The organism is Herbiconiux sp. FW305-C-125 (genome assembly GCF_058783455.1).
This window is the reverse complement of record NZ_JBYSYO010000007.1, coordinates 77,156-95,957: the sequence shown is the minus strand read 5'-3', so window position 1 is coordinate 95,957 and position 18,802 is coordinate 77,156. Positions and strand designations below refer to the sequence as shown.

General features: G+C 69.4%; 20 protein-coding genes and 1 pseudogene. 16 read left to right on the top strand and 5 right to left on the bottom strand.

Translation table 11 applies throughout. The features are described 5' to 3' along the window. Nucleotides 1-24 precede the first annotated feature (24 nt). The 4 genes from AC3WLB_RS17140 (at nt 25) to AC3WLB_RS17125 (ending at nt 3,195) form a co-directional block, all read left to right on the top strand. Nucleotides 25-747, top strand: coding sequence for a ThuA domain-containing protein (locus tag AC3WLB_RS17140; RefSeq protein WP_492508018.1), 723 nt, complete (start codon nt 25-27; stop codon nt 745-747). Nucleotides 748-848: 101 nt separating this feature from the next. Then, a complete protein-coding gene (locus AC3WLB_RS17135) occupies nt 849-1,415 on the top strand; it encodes a LemA family protein (protein WP_022896782.1) in 567 nt (188 codons plus the stop codon). A 15-nt stretch (nt 1,416-1,430) separates the two neighbouring features. Continuing rightward, entirely contained in the window at nt 1,431-2,303 is an 873-nt protein-coding gene (locus AC3WLB_RS17130) for a M48 family metalloprotease (protein WP_492508016.1), read from the top strand. 25 nt (nt 2,304-2,328) lie between these two features. After that, a complete protein-coding gene (locus tag AC3WLB_RS17125; RefSeq protein ID WP_492508014.1) occupies nt 2,329-3,195 on the top strand; it encodes a hypothetical protein in 867 nt (288 codons plus the stop codon). Nucleotides 3,196-3,208: 13 nt separating this feature from the next. Here the strand turns inward: AC3WLB_RS17125 and AC3WLB_RS17120 are convergent. Continuing rightward, a pseudogene (locus AC3WLB_RS17120) lies at nt 3,209-4,257 on the bottom strand (winged helix-turn-helix domain-containing protein). Here AC3WLB_RS17120 and AC3WLB_RS17115 point away from each other — a divergent pair. The 7 genes from AC3WLB_RS17115 (at nt 4,141) to ilvA (ending at nt 11,067) form a co-directional block, all read left to right on the top strand. Beyond that, nucleotides 4,141-4,383, top strand: a complete 243-nt coding sequence (locus AC3WLB_RS17115) for a hypothetical protein (protein WP_492508202.1) — start codon at nt 4,141-4,143, stop codon at nt 4,381-4,383. The pseudogene AC3WLB_RS17120 and the gene AC3WLB_RS17115 sit on opposite strands and share 117 nt — an antisense overlap. A gap of 194 nt (nt 4,384-4,577) precedes the next feature. Continuing rightward, a complete protein-coding gene (locus tag AC3WLB_RS17110; RefSeq protein ID WP_492508012.1) occupies nt 4,578-5,714 on the top strand; it encodes an ABC transporter substrate-binding protein in 1,137 nt (378 codons plus the stop codon). A 31-nt stretch (nt 5,715-5,745) separates the two neighbouring features. Then, nucleotides 5,746-6,690: an ABC transporter permease gene (locus AC3WLB_RS17105; RefSeq protein WP_492508010.1), complete on the top strand. Its 945-nt coding sequence runs from the start codon at nt 5,746-5,748 to the stop codon at nt 6,688-6,690. Next, the gene (locus AC3WLB_RS17100; RefSeq protein WP_492508008.1) at nt 6,687-7,520 is read left to right on the top strand and encodes an ABC transporter permease; all 834 of its coding nucleotides are present in this window, start codon (nt 6,687-6,689) and stop codon (nt 7,518-7,520) included. Before AC3WLB_RS17105 ends, AC3WLB_RS17100 begins: the two co-directional genes overlap by 4 nt. Beyond that, on the top strand, nt 7,517-8,602 hold the full coding sequence (locus AC3WLB_RS17095; protein ID WP_492508006.1) for an ABC transporter ATP-binding protein: 1,086 nt from the start codon (nt 7,517-7,519) through the stop codon (nt 8,600-8,602). The genes AC3WLB_RS17100 and AC3WLB_RS17095 overlap by 4 nt, the downstream gene beginning before the upstream one ends. Before the next feature lie 55 nt (nt 8,603-8,657). Then, the gene (locus AC3WLB_RS17090; protein ID WP_492508004.1) at nt 8,658-9,830 is read left to right on the top strand and encodes an AI-2E family transporter; all 1,173 of its coding nucleotides are present in this window, start codon (nt 8,658-8,660) and stop codon (nt 9,828-9,830) included. Next, nucleotides 9,823-11,067: a threonine ammonia-lyase gene (gene ilvA / locus AC3WLB_RS17085; protein ID WP_492508002.1), complete on the top strand. Its 1,245-nt coding sequence runs from the start codon at nt 9,823-9,825 to the stop codon at nt 11,065-11,067. The genes AC3WLB_RS17090 and ilvA overlap by 8 nt, the downstream gene beginning before the upstream one ends. An 11-nt stretch (nt 11,068-11,078) precedes the next feature. Here ilvA and greA read toward each other — a convergent pair whose 3' ends face one another. Then, the gene (gene greA / locus AC3WLB_RS17080; RefSeq protein WP_022895323.1) at nt 11,079-11,567 is read right to left on the bottom strand and encodes a transcription elongation factor GreA; all 489 of its coding nucleotides are present in this window, start codon (nt 11,565-11,567) and stop codon (nt 11,079-11,081) included. A 61-nt stretch (nt 11,568-11,628) separates the two neighbouring features. Continuing rightward, a complete protein-coding gene (locus tag AC3WLB_RS17075) occupies nt 11,629-12,066 on the bottom strand; it encodes a DUF4307 domain-containing protein (RefSeq protein WP_492508197.1) in 438 nt (145 codons plus the stop codon). 104 nt (nt 12,067-12,170) lie between these two features. Between AC3WLB_RS17075 and mca the strand changes: the two genes are divergently transcribed. Together mca and AC3WLB_RS17065 are read left to right on the top strand one after the other, a co-directional pair. After that, nucleotides 12,171-13,028 (top strand): mycothiol conjugate amidase Mca, encoded by an 858-nt coding sequence (mca, locus tag AC3WLB_RS17070; RefSeq protein WP_492508000.1) that lies wholly within the window; start codon nt 12,171-12,173, stop codon nt 13,026-13,028. Next, nucleotides 13,025-13,294 (top strand): hypothetical protein, encoded by a 270-nt coding sequence (locus AC3WLB_RS17065; protein ID WP_492507998.1) that lies wholly within the window; start codon nt 13,025-13,027, stop codon nt 13,292-13,294. Before mca ends, AC3WLB_RS17065 begins: the two co-directional genes overlap by 4 nt. A 22-nt stretch (nt 13,295-13,316) precedes the next feature. On the opposite strand, the gene trhA is transcribed toward AC3WLB_RS17065, so the two are convergent. After that, nucleotides 13,317-14,120: a PAQR family membrane homeostasis protein TrhA gene (gene trhA, locus AC3WLB_RS17060; protein ID WP_492507996.1), complete on the bottom strand. Its 804-nt coding sequence runs from the start codon at nt 14,118-14,120 to the stop codon at nt 13,317-13,319. Nucleotides 14,121-14,231: 111 nt separating this feature from the next. Between trhA and AC3WLB_RS17055 the strand changes: the two genes are divergently transcribed. The 3 genes from AC3WLB_RS17055 (at nt 14,232) to AC3WLB_RS17045 (ending at nt 17,253) form a co-directional block, all read left to right on the top strand. After that, nucleotides 14,232-15,023 carry an isoprenyl transferase gene (locus AC3WLB_RS17055; protein ID WP_031281221.1) on the top strand — a complete coding sequence of 264 codons (792 nt, stop codon included), beginning with the start codon at nt 14,232-14,234 and terminating at the stop codon, nt 15,021-15,023. A gap of 245 nt (nt 15,024-15,268) precedes the next feature. Beyond that, complete coding sequence (gene phoH2, locus AC3WLB_RS17050) at nt 15,269-16,639, top strand: RNA 5'-3' helicase PhoH2 (RefSeq protein WP_492507994.1); 1,371 nt, start codon at nt 15,269-15,271, stop codon at nt 16,637-16,639. A 134-nt stretch (nt 16,640-16,773) separates the two neighbouring features. Continuing rightward, nucleotides 16,774-17,253, top strand: coding sequence for a prepilin peptidase (locus tag AC3WLB_RS17045; protein WP_492507992.1), 480 nt, complete (start codon nt 16,774-16,776; stop codon nt 17,251-17,253). Between the two features lie 132 nt (nt 17,254-17,385). Here AC3WLB_RS17045 and AC3WLB_RS17040 read toward each other — a convergent pair whose 3' ends face one another. Further along, a complete protein-coding gene (locus AC3WLB_RS17040; RefSeq protein ID WP_492507990.1) occupies nt 17,386-18,801 on the bottom strand; it encodes a class II fumarate hydratase in 1,416 nt (471 codons plus the stop codon). Nucleotide 18,802 lies beyond the last annotated feature (1 nt).

Sequence of the window (18,802 nt, the reverse complement as noted above, 5' to 3'; positions counted from 1 at the left end):
CGGAAGGACCATACGATCGTAGCCATGCGTACCGAAGGCGATCTCGCAGAACCGCTCATCACCGCTGGGCGCCGAGCCGTGCTGGCCGTGGGGCACGGGCGGTACGCCGACCCGTGGCATCCGTACGACGAGGTGGGCGAGCGGATGCGCGAACTCCTCGAGAGCGACGACTGGGTGGTGCGGGTCGAGACGGATGTCGACGCGGCGATGACGCGGCTCGACGACGCCGACCTGCTCGTGGTGCTGGCGGGCGACCCGTGGGGGCAGGGGGAGCGGTCGTTCGGCGCGCCGGCGGCGTCGATCGCGGGCCTGGACCGCGCACTGGGGCACGGAACCGGTGTGCTGGCGCTGCACTCCGCCGCGGCGTCGCTCCGCGACTACCCTGCCTGGGGGCAGGCGATCGGCGGGATCTGGATTCCGGAGGCCTCGATGCATCCGCCGTTCGAGGAGGCGGCCCTCGTGGAGGTGGCCGAGCATCCGCTCACCGTGGGGATCGGCGACTTCACCGTCGCCGACGAGCGGTACAGCCGCCTGCAACCGATCGGCGATCGCGTGGTGCTCGCGGAGCACACCGAAGATGGCGTGCGCGAACCGCTGGTGTGGCTGCGCCGGCTCGGTGCCGCCCGGGTCGCCTATGACGGGCTGGGGCACGACACCCGCTCCTACGACAGCGAGCCGCACCGCGAACTGCTGCGCCGGCTCGCGCGCTGGGTCGCCGGCCGTGACCTCCCGCCCGGTGTGGGCTGAGCGCGGGGTGGGCTGAGCGCGGGCGCGTAGTTTGCCCCTGAAAGCTGGGAGGCCGCCTCGATCCCGCTGAGGAGCTGGGTTCCGCTCGTTATAGTGGTCGCATGGAATGGCTCATCCCGGTAATCATCGTCGTCGTGATCCTCGCGATCATCGGTATCTACCTCTGGGCGACGTACAACTCGCTCGTCACGCTGAACGTGCGGGTCGACGAGGCCTGGAGCGACATCACCGTTCAGCTGAAGCGGCGTGCCGATCTGCTGCCGAACCTCATCGAGTCGGTGAAGGGCTACGCCGCGCACGAGAAGGCGGTGTTCGAGAACGTCACCAAGGCCCGGGCCGAGACGCTGTCGGCGCAGGGGCCGGCCCAGGCATCCGTCGCCGAGAACCACATGCAGCAGGCCCTGAAGTCGATCTTCGCGGTCGCGGAGGCCTACCCCCAGCTGCAGGCGAGCCAGAACTTCCTGCAGCTGCAGGCCGAGATCGTCGACACCGAAGACAAGGTGCAGGCCTCGCGCCGGTTCTACAACGGCGGGGTGCGGGAGCTCAACACCAAGATCAAGGTGTTCCCGAACACGCTGTTCGCGCGCAACCTCGGTTTCACCGAGCGCGAGTTCTTCGAGGTCTCCGACGTCGCGGCCATCGCTGAGCCGCCGCGCGTGCAGTTCTAGCCCGCTGACGGGTCCATGTACTCAGCGATAGCCAAGAACAAGCGCAACACCGTCTTCATCATCGCGCTGTTCCTCCTCATCATCGGCGGCCTCGGGTATCTGGCGAGCGTCATCTACGGCAACCTGTCGATCGTCATCATCACGGTGGTGGTCTCGATCGGGTACGCGCTCATCCAGTACTTCGCCGCCAGCGGGCAGGCGCTCGTGATGAGCGGGGCGCGCGAGATCCAGAAGCGCGACAATCCGCGGCTGTGGCGCGTGGTCGAGAACCTGTCGATCACCACGGGCACGCCGATGCCGAAGGTCTACATCATCAACGACCCGGCGCCCAACGCGTTCGCGACGGGGCGGGACCCGCAGCACGCGGTCGTGGCGGCGACAACCGGTCTCCTCGACATCATGGACGACGCGGAACTCGAGGGCGTCATGGCCCACGAGATCGGGCACGTGCGCAACTACGACATCCGGGTGTCGATGATCGTGTTCGGCCTCGTGGTGGCCGTGGGGTTCATCGCCGACATGTTCCTGCGGATGGCGTTCTTCGGCCGCAACAACAACAACCAGAACCCGATCGTGCTGGTGTTCGGTCTCGCCGCCATCATCGTGGCGCCGCTCGTGGCGACGGTGGTGCAGCTGGCCGTGTCCCGGCAGCGCGAGTACCTCGCGGATGCGACCGGTGCCATGACGACGCGCCACCCCGACGCCCTCGCCTCCGCACTCGAGAAGCTGGCCGCCTACGGCCGGCCGATGCAGCGCCAGGCCACATCGATGTCGCACATGTGGATCGCCGACCCGAACAAGCCCGGCATCATCGACAAGCTCTTCTCCACCCACCCGCCCATCCCCGACCGCGTCCGTCGCCTCCACGAAATGGGCGGCGCGTTCTAGCTGCCTTCGCACCCATGTGTGAGAATTGCTCATCTACGAATGCGAGATGGGATGGGCGATGAAGGGTTTGTGGCGAACCGGCGCGGTGGCCGCGACGATTGTGGCGGTAGCTATCGGGGTCAGCAGCTGCGCCAGCGTGAGTAAAGAGTCCACCGACGGCGGAAACCTCGGTGGCCCACCTGAGCGACACGAGCCCGTCGCGCCGAAGGATGCGAGCTGGCCACCCGCCCCGGTCGGCGACCCGAACCCGGTCACGATCGAGATCCCCGTGAACTGGCCCGAGGCGGACAAGGCAGTGGCACGGGAGTGGGTCACAGTTCAGCAAAGCACGCGGGCCTGCCAGCTCGCTCGCGGAATCGACTACCGGTACATTCCGGTCTGGGAGCAATCGCTGGATGAGGCGGGAAACGTTGTCGACGGGCCGCCGCCGGCCGACTGGTCGACTCACTTCCAGCGCCCGTTCCAGTGGTTCAGGAACAGCGCGATGGTGTGCTTCGATCGCGCCCTCGTCTCAGTGGGCCGCGAGAGTCCTGGGCCGCTCGACTTCTCTCCGCGCCTCCCACGCTTCGAGGAGTCGGACTTCGCCGATCCCACGACGCTCGACATGCCCGATGATTGGAGTGACGAGGAGCAGGCAGCGGGGCGCGAGTCCTGGGCGGTCGAGACGCATATCCGTGCCTGCATGGCGGAGGCAGGCTACCCCAGCTACGGTGTGGCGCCCTATTGGTTGCTGACCGACGAGCGTCGAGCTGAAGACCCATGGGTCAACTCGCTGCCATTGGCTGACCAGCCTGCCGGGTCGCTGGCGCTGAACGGCGAGAACGGTGGTGCTGTCTACGACTGGCAGACGGCGGGGTGCGTCGGCCGAGCCAACCACGAGGTTCATGGCTGAGTGGGATCGCCGATCAGTCGCTTGCGAGTTCGGCGGCCAGGGCGGGGGCCAGGGTGCCCCGGGGCATGACCTCGACGGGGCCGAGGCCCTGCCAGGCGGCGGCGTCGCGAAGGAGGGCGGCGATGCGCGGGACGTCGTCGGGGACGAGTGAGGGCTCGGCCCACGCCGCCTGCACCCGCAGCACCCCCGCCTGCCGGTCGCTCTTGAGGTCGAGCCGGGCCGGGATGCAGTCGTCGAGCAGCACCGGCAGCACGTAGTAGCCGTAGACCCGCTTGGGCTGGGGCGTGTAGATCTCGATGCGGTAGTGGAAGTCGAACATCCGCAGCGCCCGGTCGCGCTCCCAGACCACCGGATCGAACGGCGACAGCAGCGCCGCCGCCGCCATCCGTCGTGGCAGCCGTGCGTCGCGGTGGAGCCACGCCGGGCGCCCCCAGCCGGCACCGTCACCGGCAGCAGCTCGCCGGACGAGACCAGCTCCGCGATCGCCGGCTGCACGTCGCCCTGCTTCAACCGGAAGTAGTCGGCCAGGTCTTTCGCCGTGCCGATGCCGTGCGCGCGCGCCGAGATGGCCACGAGTTCGCGCACCGCATCCGCCCGCGGCACCGAGGCGTTGAGCACCGCCGAGGGCAGCACCTGCTCCGGCAGCGCATACGCCCGCTCGAACCGGATTCGCCCCGCCGACACCACATCCCCCTGCCGGAACAGCGTCTCGAGCCCCCGCTTCACGTCGGACCAGCCCCACCACGGCCCCTGCCGCTTGTTCGACTCGTGCTCGATGTCGCTCGCCCGGAGCGGCCCTTTCGCCTGGAGCTCTGCGAGCAACCACGCCATGGTCTCGGGATTCGAGGCGCCCCACGAGTCGGGGTGCGAGGCGTAGTAGGCGCGGTAGTCGTCTTTTCGCCACGCGAGTAGCGGCAGCGTCTCCATCGGGAGGAAGGATGCCTCGTGCGCCCAGTACTCGGTGACCGCACGACCGTAGGTGAGCTTGTCGAGCAGCGCCTTGTCGTACGCGCCGAGGCGCGCGAACACTGGCTGGTAGTGACTTCGTTCGTAGACGTTCACGGAATCGATCTGCAGCAACCCCAGCCGACGCAGCAGCACGCCGAACTGGCGCGTGCCCGGCACCACCTGCCGGGCGGCGCCGAAGCCCTGCGCGGCCAAAGCGACTCGGCGCGCCAATGCGGGTGAAATCGACTCGACCATCGGATACGACCCTATCGACAGCCTCCGACATCCGCCGTTCATCCGGGGTTCACAGCGGCGACCACGCCTCGACGACTGCCGGCCCTAACCTCCAGAACGTCGGCCCTTCCCGGCAGAGAACAGCACGCACACAGCGCGGGCGGCCTGGGGCCGCGAACCCCGTCACCCTGGAGGAACACTTGTTCACGAAGCGCATCGCGAAGGTCGGCCTCGCCGTCGCCGCAGCCCTCGCCGTCGGCCTGAGCGGATGCTCGGCCAGCGCCGAGGCCGGCTCGACCGACAGCGGAACCGACGCCGCCACCGCCACCAGCCTCGACGCCTTCGGCGGCCTCGCCGGCCTCGAGGAAGCCGCGAAGGCGGAAGGCGCGCTCAACGTCATCGCGCTGCCGCGCGACTGGGCCAACTACGGCGCCATTCTCGACGCCTTCGCCGAGAAGTACCCCGAGATCACGATCAACGAGGCCACCCCGGATGCCTCGAGCGCCGAGGAGATCCAGGCCGCGAAGAACCTCGACGGGCAGGACACCGCGCCCGACGTGTTCGACGTCGGCGCCGCGGTCGCCCTCGCCAACACCGACCAGTTCGCGCCCTACCAGGTGGCCACCTGGGCCGACATCCCCGACGCCTTGAAGGAGCAGAGCGGCCTCTGGGTCGGCGACTACGGCGGGTACATGGCCATCGGCTACGACCCCGACGCCGTGCCCGAGCCGAAGAGCCTCGACGACCTGCTCGGCGCCGACTTCAAGGGCAAGGTCGCCATCAACGGCGACCCCACCCAGGCCGGTGCCGCCTTCGCCGCGGTCGGCATGGCCGCGGTGCAGAACGGCGGGGGAGTCGACGACTTCCAGCCCGGCATCGACTTCTTCGCCGAGCTCAACAAGGCCGGCAACTTCGTGAAGATCGACCCGACCCCCGCCACCATCGCGTCAGGCGAGACCCCGGTCGTCTTCGATTGGGACTACCTCAACGTCGGCTACGGCAAAGACCTCGAGGGGCAGCGCAACTGGAAGGTCACCATCCTCCCGGGCGACGGCTACGCCGGGTACTACAACCAGGCCGTGAACAAGGATGCCCCGCACCCCGCGGCCGCCCGCCTCTGGCAGGAGTTCCTCTACAGCGACGACGCCCAGAACCTGTGGCTGGCCGGCGGTGCCCGCCCGGTGCGCGCCGACGCGATGGCCGAGGCCGGCACCATCGACAAGGAGCTGTTCGCGGCCCTGCCCGAGGTCGACGGCGAGACCGTCGTGCCGGATGCCGACCAGGCGGCGACCGCATCCGCTCTGCTCGGTCAGAAGTGGGCTGCGGCCGTCCAGTAGGGCGGCAGCAGAATGAGCGCAGGGACGACCGATGACTGACACGATCACCTCGACGGTCGTCCCTGCGACCCCGCCGGCGCGGATGCCCGCGGCGGTGGCCGCCACCGGCAGCACCCCTCGTCGGCGCCTCCGGGTGCCGGGCAGCGTTCTCGGACTGGTTCCGTTCGCGGCCTACATCCTGCTCTTCCTCGGTCTCCCCACCGTCATCGCCTTGGCCACCGGGTTCCTCGACGGGGACGGCGCGTTCACCTGGTCGAACCTCACCGCGCTCGGCAACCCGGTGGTGCTGAGCGCGTTCGGCAACTCGCTCTGGCTCTCCACCCTCACCGCGGTGGTCGGCGCCCTGATCGGGGCCCTGTTCTGCTACGCCATGATCGGCGCGGCTCCCACCGGCGCCCTCCGCGCCGTGGTCGACGCGGCCAGCGGCGTGCTCGCCCAGTTCGGCGGCGTGATGCTCGCGTTCGCGTTCGTCGCGACGATCGGCATCCAGGGCATGATCACGGTGTTCCTCCGCGACAGCCTCGGCATCGACATCTTCGCCGACGGCGTGTGGCTCTACGACACGCCGGGCCTCATCCTGCCCTACATCTACTTCCAGGTGCCGCTCATGATCATCACCTTCGCGCCGGCGCTCGAGAGCCTGAAGCCGCAGTGGGCCGAGGCGAACGCCATGCTCGGCGGCTCCACCCTGAGCTACTGGCGGCACATCGGCGTGCCCGTGCTGCTGCCCTCCTTCGTCGGCTGCCTGCTGCTCCTGTTCGCCAACGCGTTCTCCTCGTTCGCCACGGCCGCGGCGCTCACCAGTCAGGGCTCGCAGATCGTGCCGCTGCAGATCCGTGGCGCCCTCACCAGCGAGACCGTGCTCGGCCAGGAGAACCTCGCCGGGTCGCTCGCGCTCGGGATGATCGTGGTGATGGTGATCGTCATGTCGGCCTACTCGGCGCTCATGCGGCGGGCCGCGCGGTGGCAGCGATGAGCCGGATCGTGGCGGACGTGCATCCGGGCCCCGGCCGCCGCACCCGCTGGATCATCATCGGCGTCATCGGGCTGCTCTTCCTCGTCCCCGTCGTCGCCATGATCGAGTTCACCCTGCGCAAGGGTCTCGGCGGCGGCTACGACCTCAGCCGCTGGATCGCGGTGTTCAGCGGCGGCCTCGGCCCCGAGTACAAGCCGATCTTCACCGGGCTCGGCAACTCGTTGCTGCTCGCGGTGGTGACGGTGGCCGTGATGCTCGTGCTCCTCGTGCCCACGATGGTGCTGGTGCGCATCCAGTTCCCGAAGCTGCAGCGGATGCTCGAGTTCGTGTGCCTCGTGCCCATCACCATCCCCGCGATCGTGCTCGTGGTCGGGCTCGCGCCGGTGTACTCGGTGATCGCCCGCCTGTTCGGGAGCGGCGTCTGGACGCTCGCCTTCGCCTACGGCGTCATCGTGCTGCCCTACGCGTACCGCGCCATCCAGACCAACCTCGCCGCGGTCGACGTGGTGACGCTCAGCGAAGCCGCGCGCTCGCTCGGCGCCGGCTGGCTGACCATCCTGTTCCGGGTCATCGTGCCGAACCTCCGGCGCGGGCTCCTCGCCGCCTCCTTCATCTCGGTGGCGGTCGTGCTCGGCGAGTTCACCATCGCCGCGCTGCTGAACCGGGTGAACCTGCAGACCGCGCTCGTGGTGGTGAACAAGGCCGATCCCTTCGTCGCCGTCATCTTCGCTCTGCTCGCGCTGGCGTTCGCCTTCGTGCTGCTCATCGCGATCGGGCGCATCGGCGGCCGGCCGCACTCCTCCCACCGTTCGAAGAAGGCCTCGGCATGACGCTCTCGATCTCCCGCCCCGCTCCCGCGCCCGCTGAACCCCGCTCGCCGGGTTCGCGGGTCGAACTCCGCTCGATCGTGAAGGAGTTCGCGGGCGGCCACCGCGGCCTCGACGGCATCGACCTCGCGATCGAGCCCGGCGAATTCGTGGCCCTGCTCGGGCCGTCGGGCTGCGGCAAGACGACGGCGCTGCGCGTGCTCGCGGGGCTGGAGGCCGCCACCAGCGGCACCGTGCTGATCGACGACGCGGATGTCTCGCGGCTGCCCGCGCGCAAACGCGACATCGGCATGGTGTTCCAGTCGTACTCGCTGTTCCCGCACCTGACGGCCCTCGCCAACGTCGAGTTCGGGCTCCGGATGCGCAAGGTCGACGGTGACGAACGTCGCCTCCGCGCCGGCAACGCGCTCGAGATGGTGGGTCTCGGCTCCTTCGGCGGCCGCTACGCGCACGAGCTGTCCGGCGGCCAGCAGCAACGGGTCGCCCTGGCCCGTGCACTCGTCACCGAGCCGCGCGTGCTGCTCCTGGACGAACCGCTGTCGGCGCTGGATGCGCGGGTGCGGGTTCAGCTGCGCGACGAGATCCGGCGCATCCAGCAGGACTTCGGGATCACCACCCTGTTCGTCACGCACGACCAGGAGGAGGCGCTCGCGGTCGCCGACCGGGTCGCCGTGATGCGAGCGGGCACGATCGAGCAGATCGGCGCACCCGAGGACCTCTACGCGCGCGCGACCACGCCCTTCGTGGCCGAGTTCGTGGGCCTCAGCAACCGGCTGCGTGCCACGGTCGAGGGCGGGTGGGCCGAGTTCTGCGGCGTTCGGCTGCCGCTGCTCGACCCGGCCACCCCGGACGGTGAGGCGATCGTGTTCGTTCGGCCGGAGGACATCCGGTTCGCCGCGACCGGAGTGCCGGTCGACGTGGTGTCGACGAGCTTCCTGGGCGCGTTCCGTCGCACCGCGGTGGCGCTCGAGGACGGCACGGTGCTGTCGGTGCAGCACGCCGCCGGATTCGTGCCCGAGGTCGACGCGCGGCTGCACGTCGAGTTCGATCCGGCTCCCGTCACGGTCAAGCCCTGGGAGTCGTGAGCGCGCCGTCTGACGCATGCGGGCGGCTGCATACATCCGCTCCTAGACTTGGCTCATGTCCGACAACGAGCCGGCTCGCCGCGGCGGCCTGAAGCGCAGCAAGACGACGCTGTCCGGCCCGCGCGGGCGGTCGCGCAGCGGTGACGACTCCGTGCCGCTCGGCATGCGCATCGCGGGTGCGTGGTCGTGGCGCATCCTCGTGGTGCTGGCCGTGCTCGCGGCGCTGGTGTTCCTGATCATCCAACTGCGGCTGCTCATCATCCCGCTGCTGGTGGCCGTGGTGCTCTCGGCGTTGCTGGTGCCGTTCAAGAACTTCCTGGTGCGGCACCGGTGGCCGCGCTGGGCCGCGATCGCGGTGGCCGAGCTCAGCACGATCGTGGTGGTGGCGGGCCTCGTCTTCCTGGTCGTGACCCAGGTCACCTCCGGCTTCGACGACTTGCGCACGCAGTCGATGAACTCCTACAACGACCTCAAGGCCTTCCTCGCCGACTCGCCGCTGCACGTCTCGGAGAGCGACTTCAACTCCTACGTGGCGCAGGCCTGGGCCGCGGTGCAGCAGGACAGCGCGGCGCTGCTCTCCGGTGCCGCGGCGGTGGGTTCGAGCGTCGGGCACGTGCTCACCGGTGTGCTGCTGACCCTGTTCTCCACCCTGTTCATCCTGATCGACGGCTCGCGCATCTGGGCCTGGCTGGTGCGGCTGTTCCCGCGCCGGGCGCGGGCGGCGACGGATGGCGCGGGCAAGGCCGGCTGGGCGACGCTGCAGAGCTTCGTGAAGGTGCAGATCCTCGTCGCCTCGATCGATGCGGTGGGCATCGGGCTCGGGGCCTTCATCCTGCAGGTGCCGCTCGCCATCCCGATCGCGGTGCTGGTGTTCCTCGGCTCGTTCATCCCGATCATCGGTGCGGTCGTCACCGGGGCGGTCGCCGTGTTCATCGCCCTCGTCTACAACGGGCCGGTCATCGCCCTCATCATGCTCGGCGTGGTGCTGCTCGTGCAGCAGATCGAGGGGCACGTGCTGCAGCCGCTCGTGATGGGCACGGCCGTGCGCGTGCATCCGCTCGCCGTGGTGCTCGCGGTGGCGGGCGGATCGATGGTCGCCGGCATCGCCGGGGCCTTCTTCGCCGTGCCCGTGGTGGCGACCCTCAACGTCATGATCAACTACATCGCCGGGGGCACCTGGCGCGACCCCGCTCTGCGAACCCGTGAGGAACCACCGCTGAATGTCTGAGTCCGACACCACTTTCGCCGGCCCCGCCCTGGCCGACATCGAGAACGCCCGGGAGCGGGTGGCCAAGGCCGCCCAGGTGACCCCCATGGAGAGCTCGCGTTACCTCGCCGAGATCGTGGGTTCCCCGGTGTACCTCAAGTGCGAGAACCTGCAGCGCACGGGGTCGTACAAGATCCGTGGCGCCTACAACCGCATCTCGTCGCTGAGCGACGCCGAGAAGGCCGCCGGCGTCGTCGCGGCGTCGGCCGGCAACCATGCCCAGGGCGTGGCCTTCGCGGCACGCGAGCTCGGCATCAAAGCCACCATCTTCATGCCGATCGGTGTGCCGCTGCCGAAGCTGCAGGCCACCCGGCACTACGGCGCCGACGTCATCCTGCGTGGTCATTCCGTGGAGGAGGCGTTGCGCGCGGCGGCCGAGTTCTCGCACGCGACCGGTGCCGTCATCATCCCGCCGTTCGACCACATCGACGTCGTCACCGGCCAGGGCACGCTCGGCCTCGAGATGCTCGACCAGGTTCCGGATGCCGACACCTTTGTGGTCTCGATCGGCGGCGGCGGGCTCATCTCGGGCATCGCGAGCGCCGTGAAGCAGCGGGCGGCTGCCGAGGGCCGCACGGTGCGGGTGATCGGCGTGCAGGCCGCCAACGCGGCGCCCTACCCGCCGTCGTTGGCCGCGGGGGAGCCCGTGCAGATCACGACGAGCCCCACCATCGCCGACGGCATCCACGTGGCGAAGCCGGGCATCCTGAACTTCGAGATCATCCGCGACCTCGTCGACGAGGTCGTGACGGTCTCGGAGGCCGACATCGCACGGGCGCTGCTCGTGCTGCTGGAACGCGCCAAGCAGGTCGTCGAGCCGGCCGGCGCGGCCGGGGTCGCGGCGATCCTCTCCGGTCAGGTGCGCGACACCGGGAAGACGGTGGTGGTGCTCTCCGGCGGCAACATCGACCCGCTGCTCATGCAGCGCGTGATCAGTCACGGCCTCGCCGCATCCGACCGCTACCTGAAGCTGCGCATCATGCTGCCCGATCGGCCCGGCCAGCTCGCCCGCACGGCCGAGCTCGTGGCCGAGGCGAACGCCAACGTGGTCGAGGTGCTGCACACCCGGCACGGCAAGGGGTTGCAGATCAGCCAGGTCGAGCTCGAGCTGCACATCGAGACCCGCGGGCCCGACCACCGTGACCAGGTCATCGCGAAACTCCGCGACGCGGGCTACGAGCTGCGCCTCGAGGACTGACCTCCTCGCGGTCAGCCGGTGAAGGTCTCGACGTTCGTGACCTCGACGGTGATGTCACGGCCGTTGGGGGCCGTGTACGTCGTCTTCTCGCCGATCTTCAGGCCCATGATGGCCGCGCCGAGCGGGCTCTGCTCGCTGTAGACGTCGAGGTCGGTGTTGCCCGCGATCTCGCGGCTGCCGAGCAGGAACCGCTCCTCACCGCCGGCGACCACGGCCGTCACGACGACACCCGACTCCACGACGCCGTGGCTCTCGGGCGTCTCGCCGACCTGAGCGGTGCGCAGCAGCTGCGTGAGCTGACGGATGCGCGCCTCGATCTTGCCCTGTTCGTCCTTGGCCGCGTGGTAGCCGCCGTTCTCCTTGAGGTCGCCCTCCTCGCGCGCCGCTTCGATGCGCTTCGCGATCTCGGTGCGGGCCGGCCCCGACAGTTCCTCGAGCTCGTTCGCCAGACGGTCGTACGCCTCCTGGGTGAGGAAGGTGACCTGCGTGTCTTCAGCCATCGGAATACTCCCTTTGAGCAGCAGTCGTCCGAGCCGAACCGGCCCGGACGATCAAGAAAGACTATGTGAGCCAACAGTCGTAAATCAAACCCGTCGAGGCCAATTCGCTCGTGCGCACGGTCTCCGAGAACGAGCGGGTGGACTGGTCGGATGCGGGCAGATCGATGACCTTCCAGCCCACCACCGCGAACTTCTCGCTGAGCGCCTGCACCGCGCAACTGGCGGTGGCGCCCCGCGGCACGGTGACGTCGAACTCCACCTGCACGCTGCGGGAGTCGATGACGGTGTGCGCGGTGTCCTGCGTGGCGACCGTCGCGGAACTGCCGTCGAGCCCGGCCCAGATCACCCACACCAAGGCCACCAGCACCGCGCCTGCGCCGCCGATCCACGCGAACAGCCGGCCCCGCAGGCGGCGCCCCGGGGTGCGACCGTAGCGTGCCTGCAGTTCAGCGGATTCGACGGGTGCGGCGGGCGACGCCGGCTGCGTCTCGTCGTCCATGCTCACGCGGCATACTCCCGGGGGAAAACAATTAGTCTTGGTGGTGGTCTGGTACCAGGCTAATTGCTATTCCTGAGGAGTTGAGACCGCTGACGCTGCGCCTCATGGCCGTGCACGCCCATCCCGACGACGAGTCGAGCAAGGGTGCCGCCACCTACGCCTACTATCTCGATCGCGGCGTGGACGTGATGGTGGTCAGCTGCACCGGCGGTGAGCGCGGCTCCATCCTCAACGAGAAGCTCGAGCCGCGATTCTGGGCCGAGCGCGACATGGGCGGCCTCCGCCGGGTCGAGATGGCGGCCGCGCAGGCGGCGGTGGGCTTCCAGCACCGTTGGCTGGGCTACGTCGACTCCGGCTACCAGGAGCCGGGCTCGGGCGACCCGGTGCCCACCAACTCCTTCGGCGCCATCCCGGTCGAGACCTCCGCGGCGCCGCTCGTGAAGCTCATCCGCGAGTACCGTCCGCACGTGCTCATCACCTACGACGAGAACGGCGGTTACCCGCACGCCGACCACATCCGCTGCCACGAGGTCTCGGCGCTGGCCTACCGGGCCGCGGCCGACGCATCCGCGTACCCGGATGCGGGGCCGGCCTGGTCGGTGTCGAAGCTCTACTACGACCAGATCATGAACCCGAAGCGGTTCGAGGCGGCATTCACCATGCTGCAGGCCGAAGACCCGGAGAACCCGCTGATCGAGTCGCTCACCGAGATGCGGGGCTGGATGAAGGACCGCGAGTACGTGGCCACCGTGAGCATCCCCGCCGGACCGTTCTTCCCGGTGCGCGACGCCGCGCTGCGTTCGCACGCGAGCCAGGTCGCCCCCGATCATCCGTTCTTCTTCTGGCCGGGGGACGTGCAGCAGCGCGCCTGGCCGTTCGAGGACTTCCAGCTCGCCGACTCCCGGGTCGACGCACCGACGCCCGAGGCCGACCTCTTCGACGGGATCGAGGACGACGAGTGATCGCCACGTCCCTCCTCGTCGCGGCCGGTGCCGTGTTCGCCGACGACCAGGTCACCCCCGATCCCGACACCGTGACGCCCGGTGTGGTCGGCTTCATCGTGACCTTCCTCGTCGCCGTGATCACGGTGCTCCTGATCATCGACATGGTGCGCCGGGTGCGCCGGGTGAACTACCGCGACCAGGTGCGGCAGGAGCTCGAGGCGGAGCTCGCCGCGAAGCAGGCGAGCGAGAGCGGCGAGACGCCCGCGGAGGGCCCCGGCCGCTGACGCCGCTGACGCCGCTGACGGGTCAGCCGTTGAACGGCGGGGCGATCGCGAGCAGGAGGATCGCCGTCCAGTGGCAGAGGAAGGCCACCACGGTCAGCGTGTGGAAGATCTCGTGGAACCCGAATCGGCCGGGGAACGGGTTGGGGCGCTTCAGGCCGTAGGCCACCGCCCCGAGCGTGTAGGCGAGGCCGCCGACGAGCACGAGCACGAGCGACGCCGGGTTGGCCTGGAAGATGTCGACGACGTACATCACCGCCGCCCAGCCGAGCGCCAGGTAGAGGATGACGTACAGCCAGCGGGGCGCGTGAATCCAGAACACCCGGAACCCGATGCCGAGCAGGGCCCCCGCCCAGACGGCGCTGAGCAGCAACACGCCCTTCTCCGGCGGCAGCGCCAGCACCGCGATCGGGGTGTACGTGCCCGCGATCAGCAAGAAGATGTTGGCGTGGTCGATGCGCTTCAGCAGCAGCTTCGTCTTCGGCTTCCAGTTGAAGCGGTGGTAGAGCGCGGAGTTGCCGAAGAGCAGCATCGAGGTGAGCATGAACACGGCGCTCGCCCACTTGGCCGGCGCGCCGTCGGCCAGGCAGATGAGCACGATGCCCATGGCGATGGTGAAGGGGAAGGTGCCCGCGTGGATCCAGCCGCGCCAGGTGGGCTTGAGTTCCGCCGCCAGATGCTCGATCACGTCCTCGAGCAGCGGGATCTTCGGTAACTCCGGGCCGCCGTCGGCGGGGGAGTCGCTCACCGCATCCGTCGACCCGGCGAGCTGGCTCGCCCGCGTCTCGGGGCCCGGATGGGTGGGGGAGGGGGACTCGGGGGACGCCATGCCGCCAGACTACGCCCGCCCTCCGCACGGGCGTTGGGAACGCACCGGGTGCCGGATGGCATCCGGGGGTGCATGCAGGTGGTGCCCGCCGGGAGCGAGTACGGTATCGGTGTGTCGAATCGCCAGCAGAAGGTCGGGAAAGGGCTGCTCTACCGTCTGTACCAGCGGCGCATCCGTCAGCACCTCGAGGCCGACGGGGTGGTGCTGCCGAAGCACGTCGCGATGATCCTCGACGGCAACCGGCGGTGGGCGAAACAGCGGTCACTCGGCACCGCGGCGCACGGGCACCGGGCGGGTGCGGCGAAGATCCGCGAGTTCCTGGTGTGGTGCGACGACCTCGGCATCGAGGTGGTGACGCTGTACCTGCTCTCCACCGACAACCTCAAGAACCGCTCCGGCGAGGAGCTCACCGAGCTGATCGAGATCATCGCCGACCTCGCCGACGACATCTCGCGCTACCGCGACTGGCGCGTCAAGCACGTCGGGTCGGATGCGGGACTCCCTGAACCCCTGATCGCAGCGCTCGACGCGGCCGAGGCCCGCACGGCGACGAACAGCGGGCTGCACGTGAACCTCGCCATCGGCTACGGTGGGCGGTCGGAGATCGAGGATGCGGTGCGCAGCATCATCCAGAAGCACAAGGCGCTCGGTCACGGGCTCGACGAGCTCGAGGCGGCCATCGACCAGGAGCTGATCGGCGAACACCTCTACACCGGAGGTCAACCCGACCCTGACCTGGTCATCCGCACCTCCGGCGAGCAGCGGCTGAGCGACTTCATGCTGTGGCAGTCGGCGCACAGCGAGTTCTACTTCATGGAGGCGCTCGGCCCGGATGTGCGTGAGGTCGACTTCCTCCGCGCGCTGCGCGACTACGCCCGGCGCCAGCGCCGCTTCGGCGGCTGAGGGGCGCCCATCGGCTGCGCCGATTGCGTTCGCGCCGCGTGAATTACAGGCGTGTAACACGAAGTTAATCCGATTCGGTGCGTGTCGTAACCTGCCGCGGGCGACACGGACGTAGGTTCGTCTCATCAGGCATGGCGCCTGATCGAAACGGCCACATAAGTACGTTTCGACACTCTGACTGTGGCCCGATCGCCGACTGAACCGAGCGCCGCGCGTTCGGAATTGGAGTGGATGTGGCCGAGCCCATGACTCACCAGACCAGCGGGACCAACACCGGAAAGGATGCACGAAGCACCACCCACCGCCCGAGTACGACATCGACGACCGAGGTGACCTACGTTCTGGACACCTCGGTCTTACTGTCCGACCCGAAGGCGATCTTCCGGTTCGCCGAGCACGCGGTCGTCCTCCCGGTGATCGTCATCACCGAGCTGGAGTCGAAGCGCAACGACCCCGAGATCGGCTACTTCGCCCGGCAGGCGCTGCGCAACCTCGATGAGCTGCGCATCCAGCACGAACGACTCGACTTCCCGATCTCGGTCGGCACGGAAGGCGGGACGCTGCGGGTCGAGCTCAACCACTCCAACACGTCGGTGCTGCCCTCGGGGCTGCAGCTGGGCGACAACGACACGCGCATCCTCGCCGTGGCGATGAACCTGGCGAACGAGGGCTACGCGGTCACGGTGGTGTCGAAAGACCTCCCGCTGCGGGTGAAGGCAGCCTCGATCGGTCTGGCGGCCGAGGAGTACCGGGCCGAACTCGCGGTCGACTCGGGCTGGACGGGGCTCGCCGACATCACGCTCGGCTCCGACGAGATGTCCCGGCTGTACGACGACGAGGAGTTCGTGACGCCGCTGGTGCGCGACCTGCCCGTGAACACCGGCCTCGTCATCCACTCCGACCGTGGCTCGGCGCTCGGCCGGGTGAACGGGCGCGACTCCTTCCGGCTCGTGCGCGGCGACCGCGACGTGTTCGGCCTGCACGGCCGCTCAGCCGAACAGCGGGTGGCGATCGACATGCTGCTCGACCCGGAGGTCGGGATCGTGTCGCTGGGGGGTCGAGCTGGTACGGGGAAGTCCGCTCTGGCCCTCTGCGCCGGGCTCGAGGCGGTGCTCGAGAAGCAGCAGCACAAGAAGATCATGGTGTTCCGGCCGCTGTACGCGGTGGGTGGCCAGGAGCTCGGCTTCCTGCCGGGTGACGCTGCCGAGAAGATGAACCCGTGGGCGCAGGCGGTGTTCGACACGCTCGGCTCGCTGGTGTCGCAGAACGTGCTCGACGAGGTGATCGACCGGGGCATGCTCGAGGTGCTGCCGCTCACGCACATCCGTGGGCGCTCGCTGCACGACGCCTTCGTGATCGTCGACGAGGCGCAGTCGCTCGAGCGCAACGTGCTGCTGACGGTGCTCTCCCGCATCGGGCAGAACTCGCGGGTGGTGCTGACGCACGACGTGGCGCAGCGCGACAACCTGCGCGTCGGCCGGCACGACGGCGTCGCCTCGGTGATCGAGACCCTGAAGGGGCACGCGCTGTTCGGACACATCACGCTGACGCGCTCGGAGCGCTCGGCGATCGCGGCTCTCGTCACCGAGATGCTGGAGTCGAACGAGCTCGCGTAACCCTCACCTCGCTGGGTCTTGCCGGCCCGTCCGTTCGTCCTGAACGGGCGGGCCGGCTTTGTGCACACGCCGGCGTCATCCACAGATCGCGCGGATGCTCCCGGCCCGGGATGCGATCCTCGTAGCGTCGGGGCATGTCGATCTTCGCCCTCGTGCCGCTCGTCCATCTCGCCGCTGTCAGCGTGCCGCTGGCGGTGACGGATGCACGAGAACACCGTCTCCCGAACGCGCTCGTGGTGCCGGGGCTGGTGGTGCTGACGTGGGCGCTGATCGGTGCGGCCCTGCGGGGGCCACCGGATGCGCTGGCCGGGTTCGCCGGGCTGGCCGGCGTCGTTGTCGCTGCCGGCGTGCTGGGGGCCGGCTGGGCGGTCGGCGCTGTAGGAATGGGCGACGTCAAGCTGGGCGCGTGGCTCGGCGGCTCGGCGGGGATGACAGGGGTGCTCGGGCGTCCGGACGTCATTGCCCACGCTCTCGTCGTGGGCGGGACGCTCGTGGCGGTGCAGGTCGCGGCGACGCTCGTGGGCGGAGCGACGCTCGCCGCCACCCGCGTGCCGCTCGGCCCAGCCCTGCTCGCCACCTTCTGGGCCGCCGCCGCCCTCGGGGTCGCCGCCTGATCGCTCCGTGCTACCCGCTCGGCGGCCCGGAACGACGGAGAATCGGCCCGAAAAGCCGAAACGACGGAGCCTGCGACCGAAGGTGGGCGCAGGCTCCGTCGTTCTCGTGTGGGCGCCGGGGCGCCGCGCGGGCTACTTGGCCGCCGGCGGGCGGGTCATCGACAGCACGTCGAGGGCCGCGTCGAGCTGCTCGAGGGTGACCTCTCCGCGCTCGACGAAGCCGAGGTCGATGACGGCCTCGCGCACCGTGATGCCGCGGGCCACCGAGTGCTTGGCGATCTTCGCCGCCGCCTCGTAGCCGATGATGCGGTTGAGCGGTGTCACGATCGACGGCGACGACTCGGCCAGTGCCCGCGCCCGGTCGAGATTGGCCTCGAGGCCCGCCACGGTCTTGTCGGCCAGCAGCACCGCCGAGTTCGACAGCAGCCGGATCGACTCGAGCAGCGCCGTGCCCATCACCGGGATCGCCACGTTGAGTTCGAACGCTCCCGACGCGCCCGACCAGGCGATCGACGCGTCGTTGCCGATGACGCGCGAGCACACCATCAGCACGGCCTCCGGGATGACCGGGTTGACCTTGCCGGGCATGATCGACGAGCCCGGCTGGAGGTCGGGGATGTGCAGTTCGCCGATGCCGGTGTTGGGGCCCGACCCCATCCAGCGGAGGTCGTTGCAGATCTTCGTGAGCGACACGGCGAGCACCCGCAGCGCACCGGATGCCTCGACGAGCGAGTCCCGCGCGCCCTGCGCCTCGAAGTGGTCGCGCGCCTCGGTGATCGGGAGGCCCGTCTCATCGGCGAGCAGCTCGATGACGAGCTGCGGGAACCCGGCGGGCGTATTGATGCCGGTCCCGACGGCGGTGCCGCCGAGCGGAACCTCCGCCACCCGGGGCAGCGCCGACTTCACGCGCTCGATGCCGAGCCGGATCTGCATGGCGTACCCGCCGAACTCCTGGCCGAGCGTCACGGGCGTCGCATCCATGAGGTGGGTGCGGCCGGACTTCACGGCGGTCGCCCACAGCGTCGCCTTCTCTTCGAAGGCTTCCGCGAGGTGCTCGAGCGACGGGATGAGGTCGTGGATGAGGGCGCTGGTCACCGCGACGTGCACCGAGGTGGGGAACACGTCGTTCGACGACTGGGAGGCGTTCACGTGGTCGTTCGGGTGCACCGGCGAACCGAGCGACTCGGAGGCGAGCGAGGAGAGCACCTCGTTCATGTTCATGTTCGACGAGGTGCCGCTGCCGGTCTGGTAGACGTCGATCGGGAAGTCGCTGCCGAACTCGCCGGCCACGACGCGGTCGGCGGCGGCGGCGATCGCATCCGCGATGCCGGCGTCGAGCACACCGAGCTGCTTGTTCGCGAGTGCCGCCGCCTTCTTGATGCGGGCCAGCGCCGCGATCTGGGCGGGCTCGAGCACATCGCCCGAGACCGGGAAGTTCTCCACCGCGCGCTGGGTCTGGGCGCCGTAGCGGGCACTCACCGGAACCCTGACCTCACCCATGGTGTCGTGCTCGATGCGGTACTCGGTCTCCGAGGCGTTCTCCACCACT

Excerpts from the sequence above, each read along its gene's own strand:
- AC3WLB_RS17075 (WP_492508197.1), bottom strand. The coding sequence starts at position 12,066 with ATGGACGACGAGACGCAGCCGGCGTCGCCCGCCGCACCCGTCGAATCC.
- greA (WP_022895323.1), bottom strand. The coding sequence starts at position 11,567 with ATGGCTGAAGACACGCAGGTCACCTTCCTCACCCAGGAGGCGTACGAC.
- mca (WP_492508000.1), top strand. The coding sequence starts at position 12,171 with ATGGCCGTGCACGCCCATCCCGACGACGAGTCGAGCAAGGGTGCCGCC.
- AC3WLB_RS17140 (WP_492508018.1), top strand. The coding sequence starts at position 25 with ATGCGTACCGAAGGCGATCTCGCAGAACCGCTCATCACCGCTGGGCGC.
- ilvA (WP_492508002.1), top strand. The coding sequence starts at position 9,823 with ATGTCTGAGTCCGACACCACTTTCGCCGGCCCCGCCCTGGCCGACATC.
- AC3WLB_RS17135 (WP_022896782.1), top strand. The coding sequence starts at position 849 with ATGGAATGGCTCATCCCGGTAATCATCGTCGTCGTGATCCTCGCGATC.
- AC3WLB_RS17100 (WP_492508008.1), top strand. The coding sequence starts at position 6,687 with ATGAGCCGGATCGTGGCGGACGTGCATCCGGGCCCCGGCCGCCGCACC.
- AC3WLB_RS17130 (WP_492508016.1), top strand. The coding sequence starts at position 1,431 with ATGTACTCAGCGATAGCCAAGAACAAGCGCAACACCGTCTTCATCATC.
- AC3WLB_RS17045 (WP_492507992.1), top strand. The coding sequence starts at position 16,774 with ATGTCGATCTTCGCCCTCGTGCCGCTCGTCCATCTCGCCGCTGTCAGC.
- AC3WLB_RS17090 (WP_492508004.1), top strand. The coding sequence starts at position 8,658 with ATGTCCGACAACGAGCCGGCTCGCCGCGGCGGCCTGAAGCGCAGCAAG.
- AC3WLB_RS17105 (WP_492508010.1), top strand. The coding sequence starts at position 5,746 with ATGACTGACACGATCACCTCGACGGTCGTCCCTGCGACCCCGCCGGCG.
- AC3WLB_RS17095 (WP_492508006.1), top strand. The coding sequence starts at position 7,517 with ATGACGCTCTCGATCTCCCGCCCCGCTCCCGCGCCCGCTGAACCCCGC.
- phoH2 (WP_492507994.1), top strand. The coding sequence starts at position 15,269 with ATGACTCACCAGACCAGCGGGACCAACACCGGAAAGGATGCACGAAGC.
- trhA (WP_492507996.1), bottom strand. The coding sequence starts at position 14,120 with ATGGCGTCCCCCGAGTCCCCCTCCCCCACCCATCCGGGCCCCGAGACG.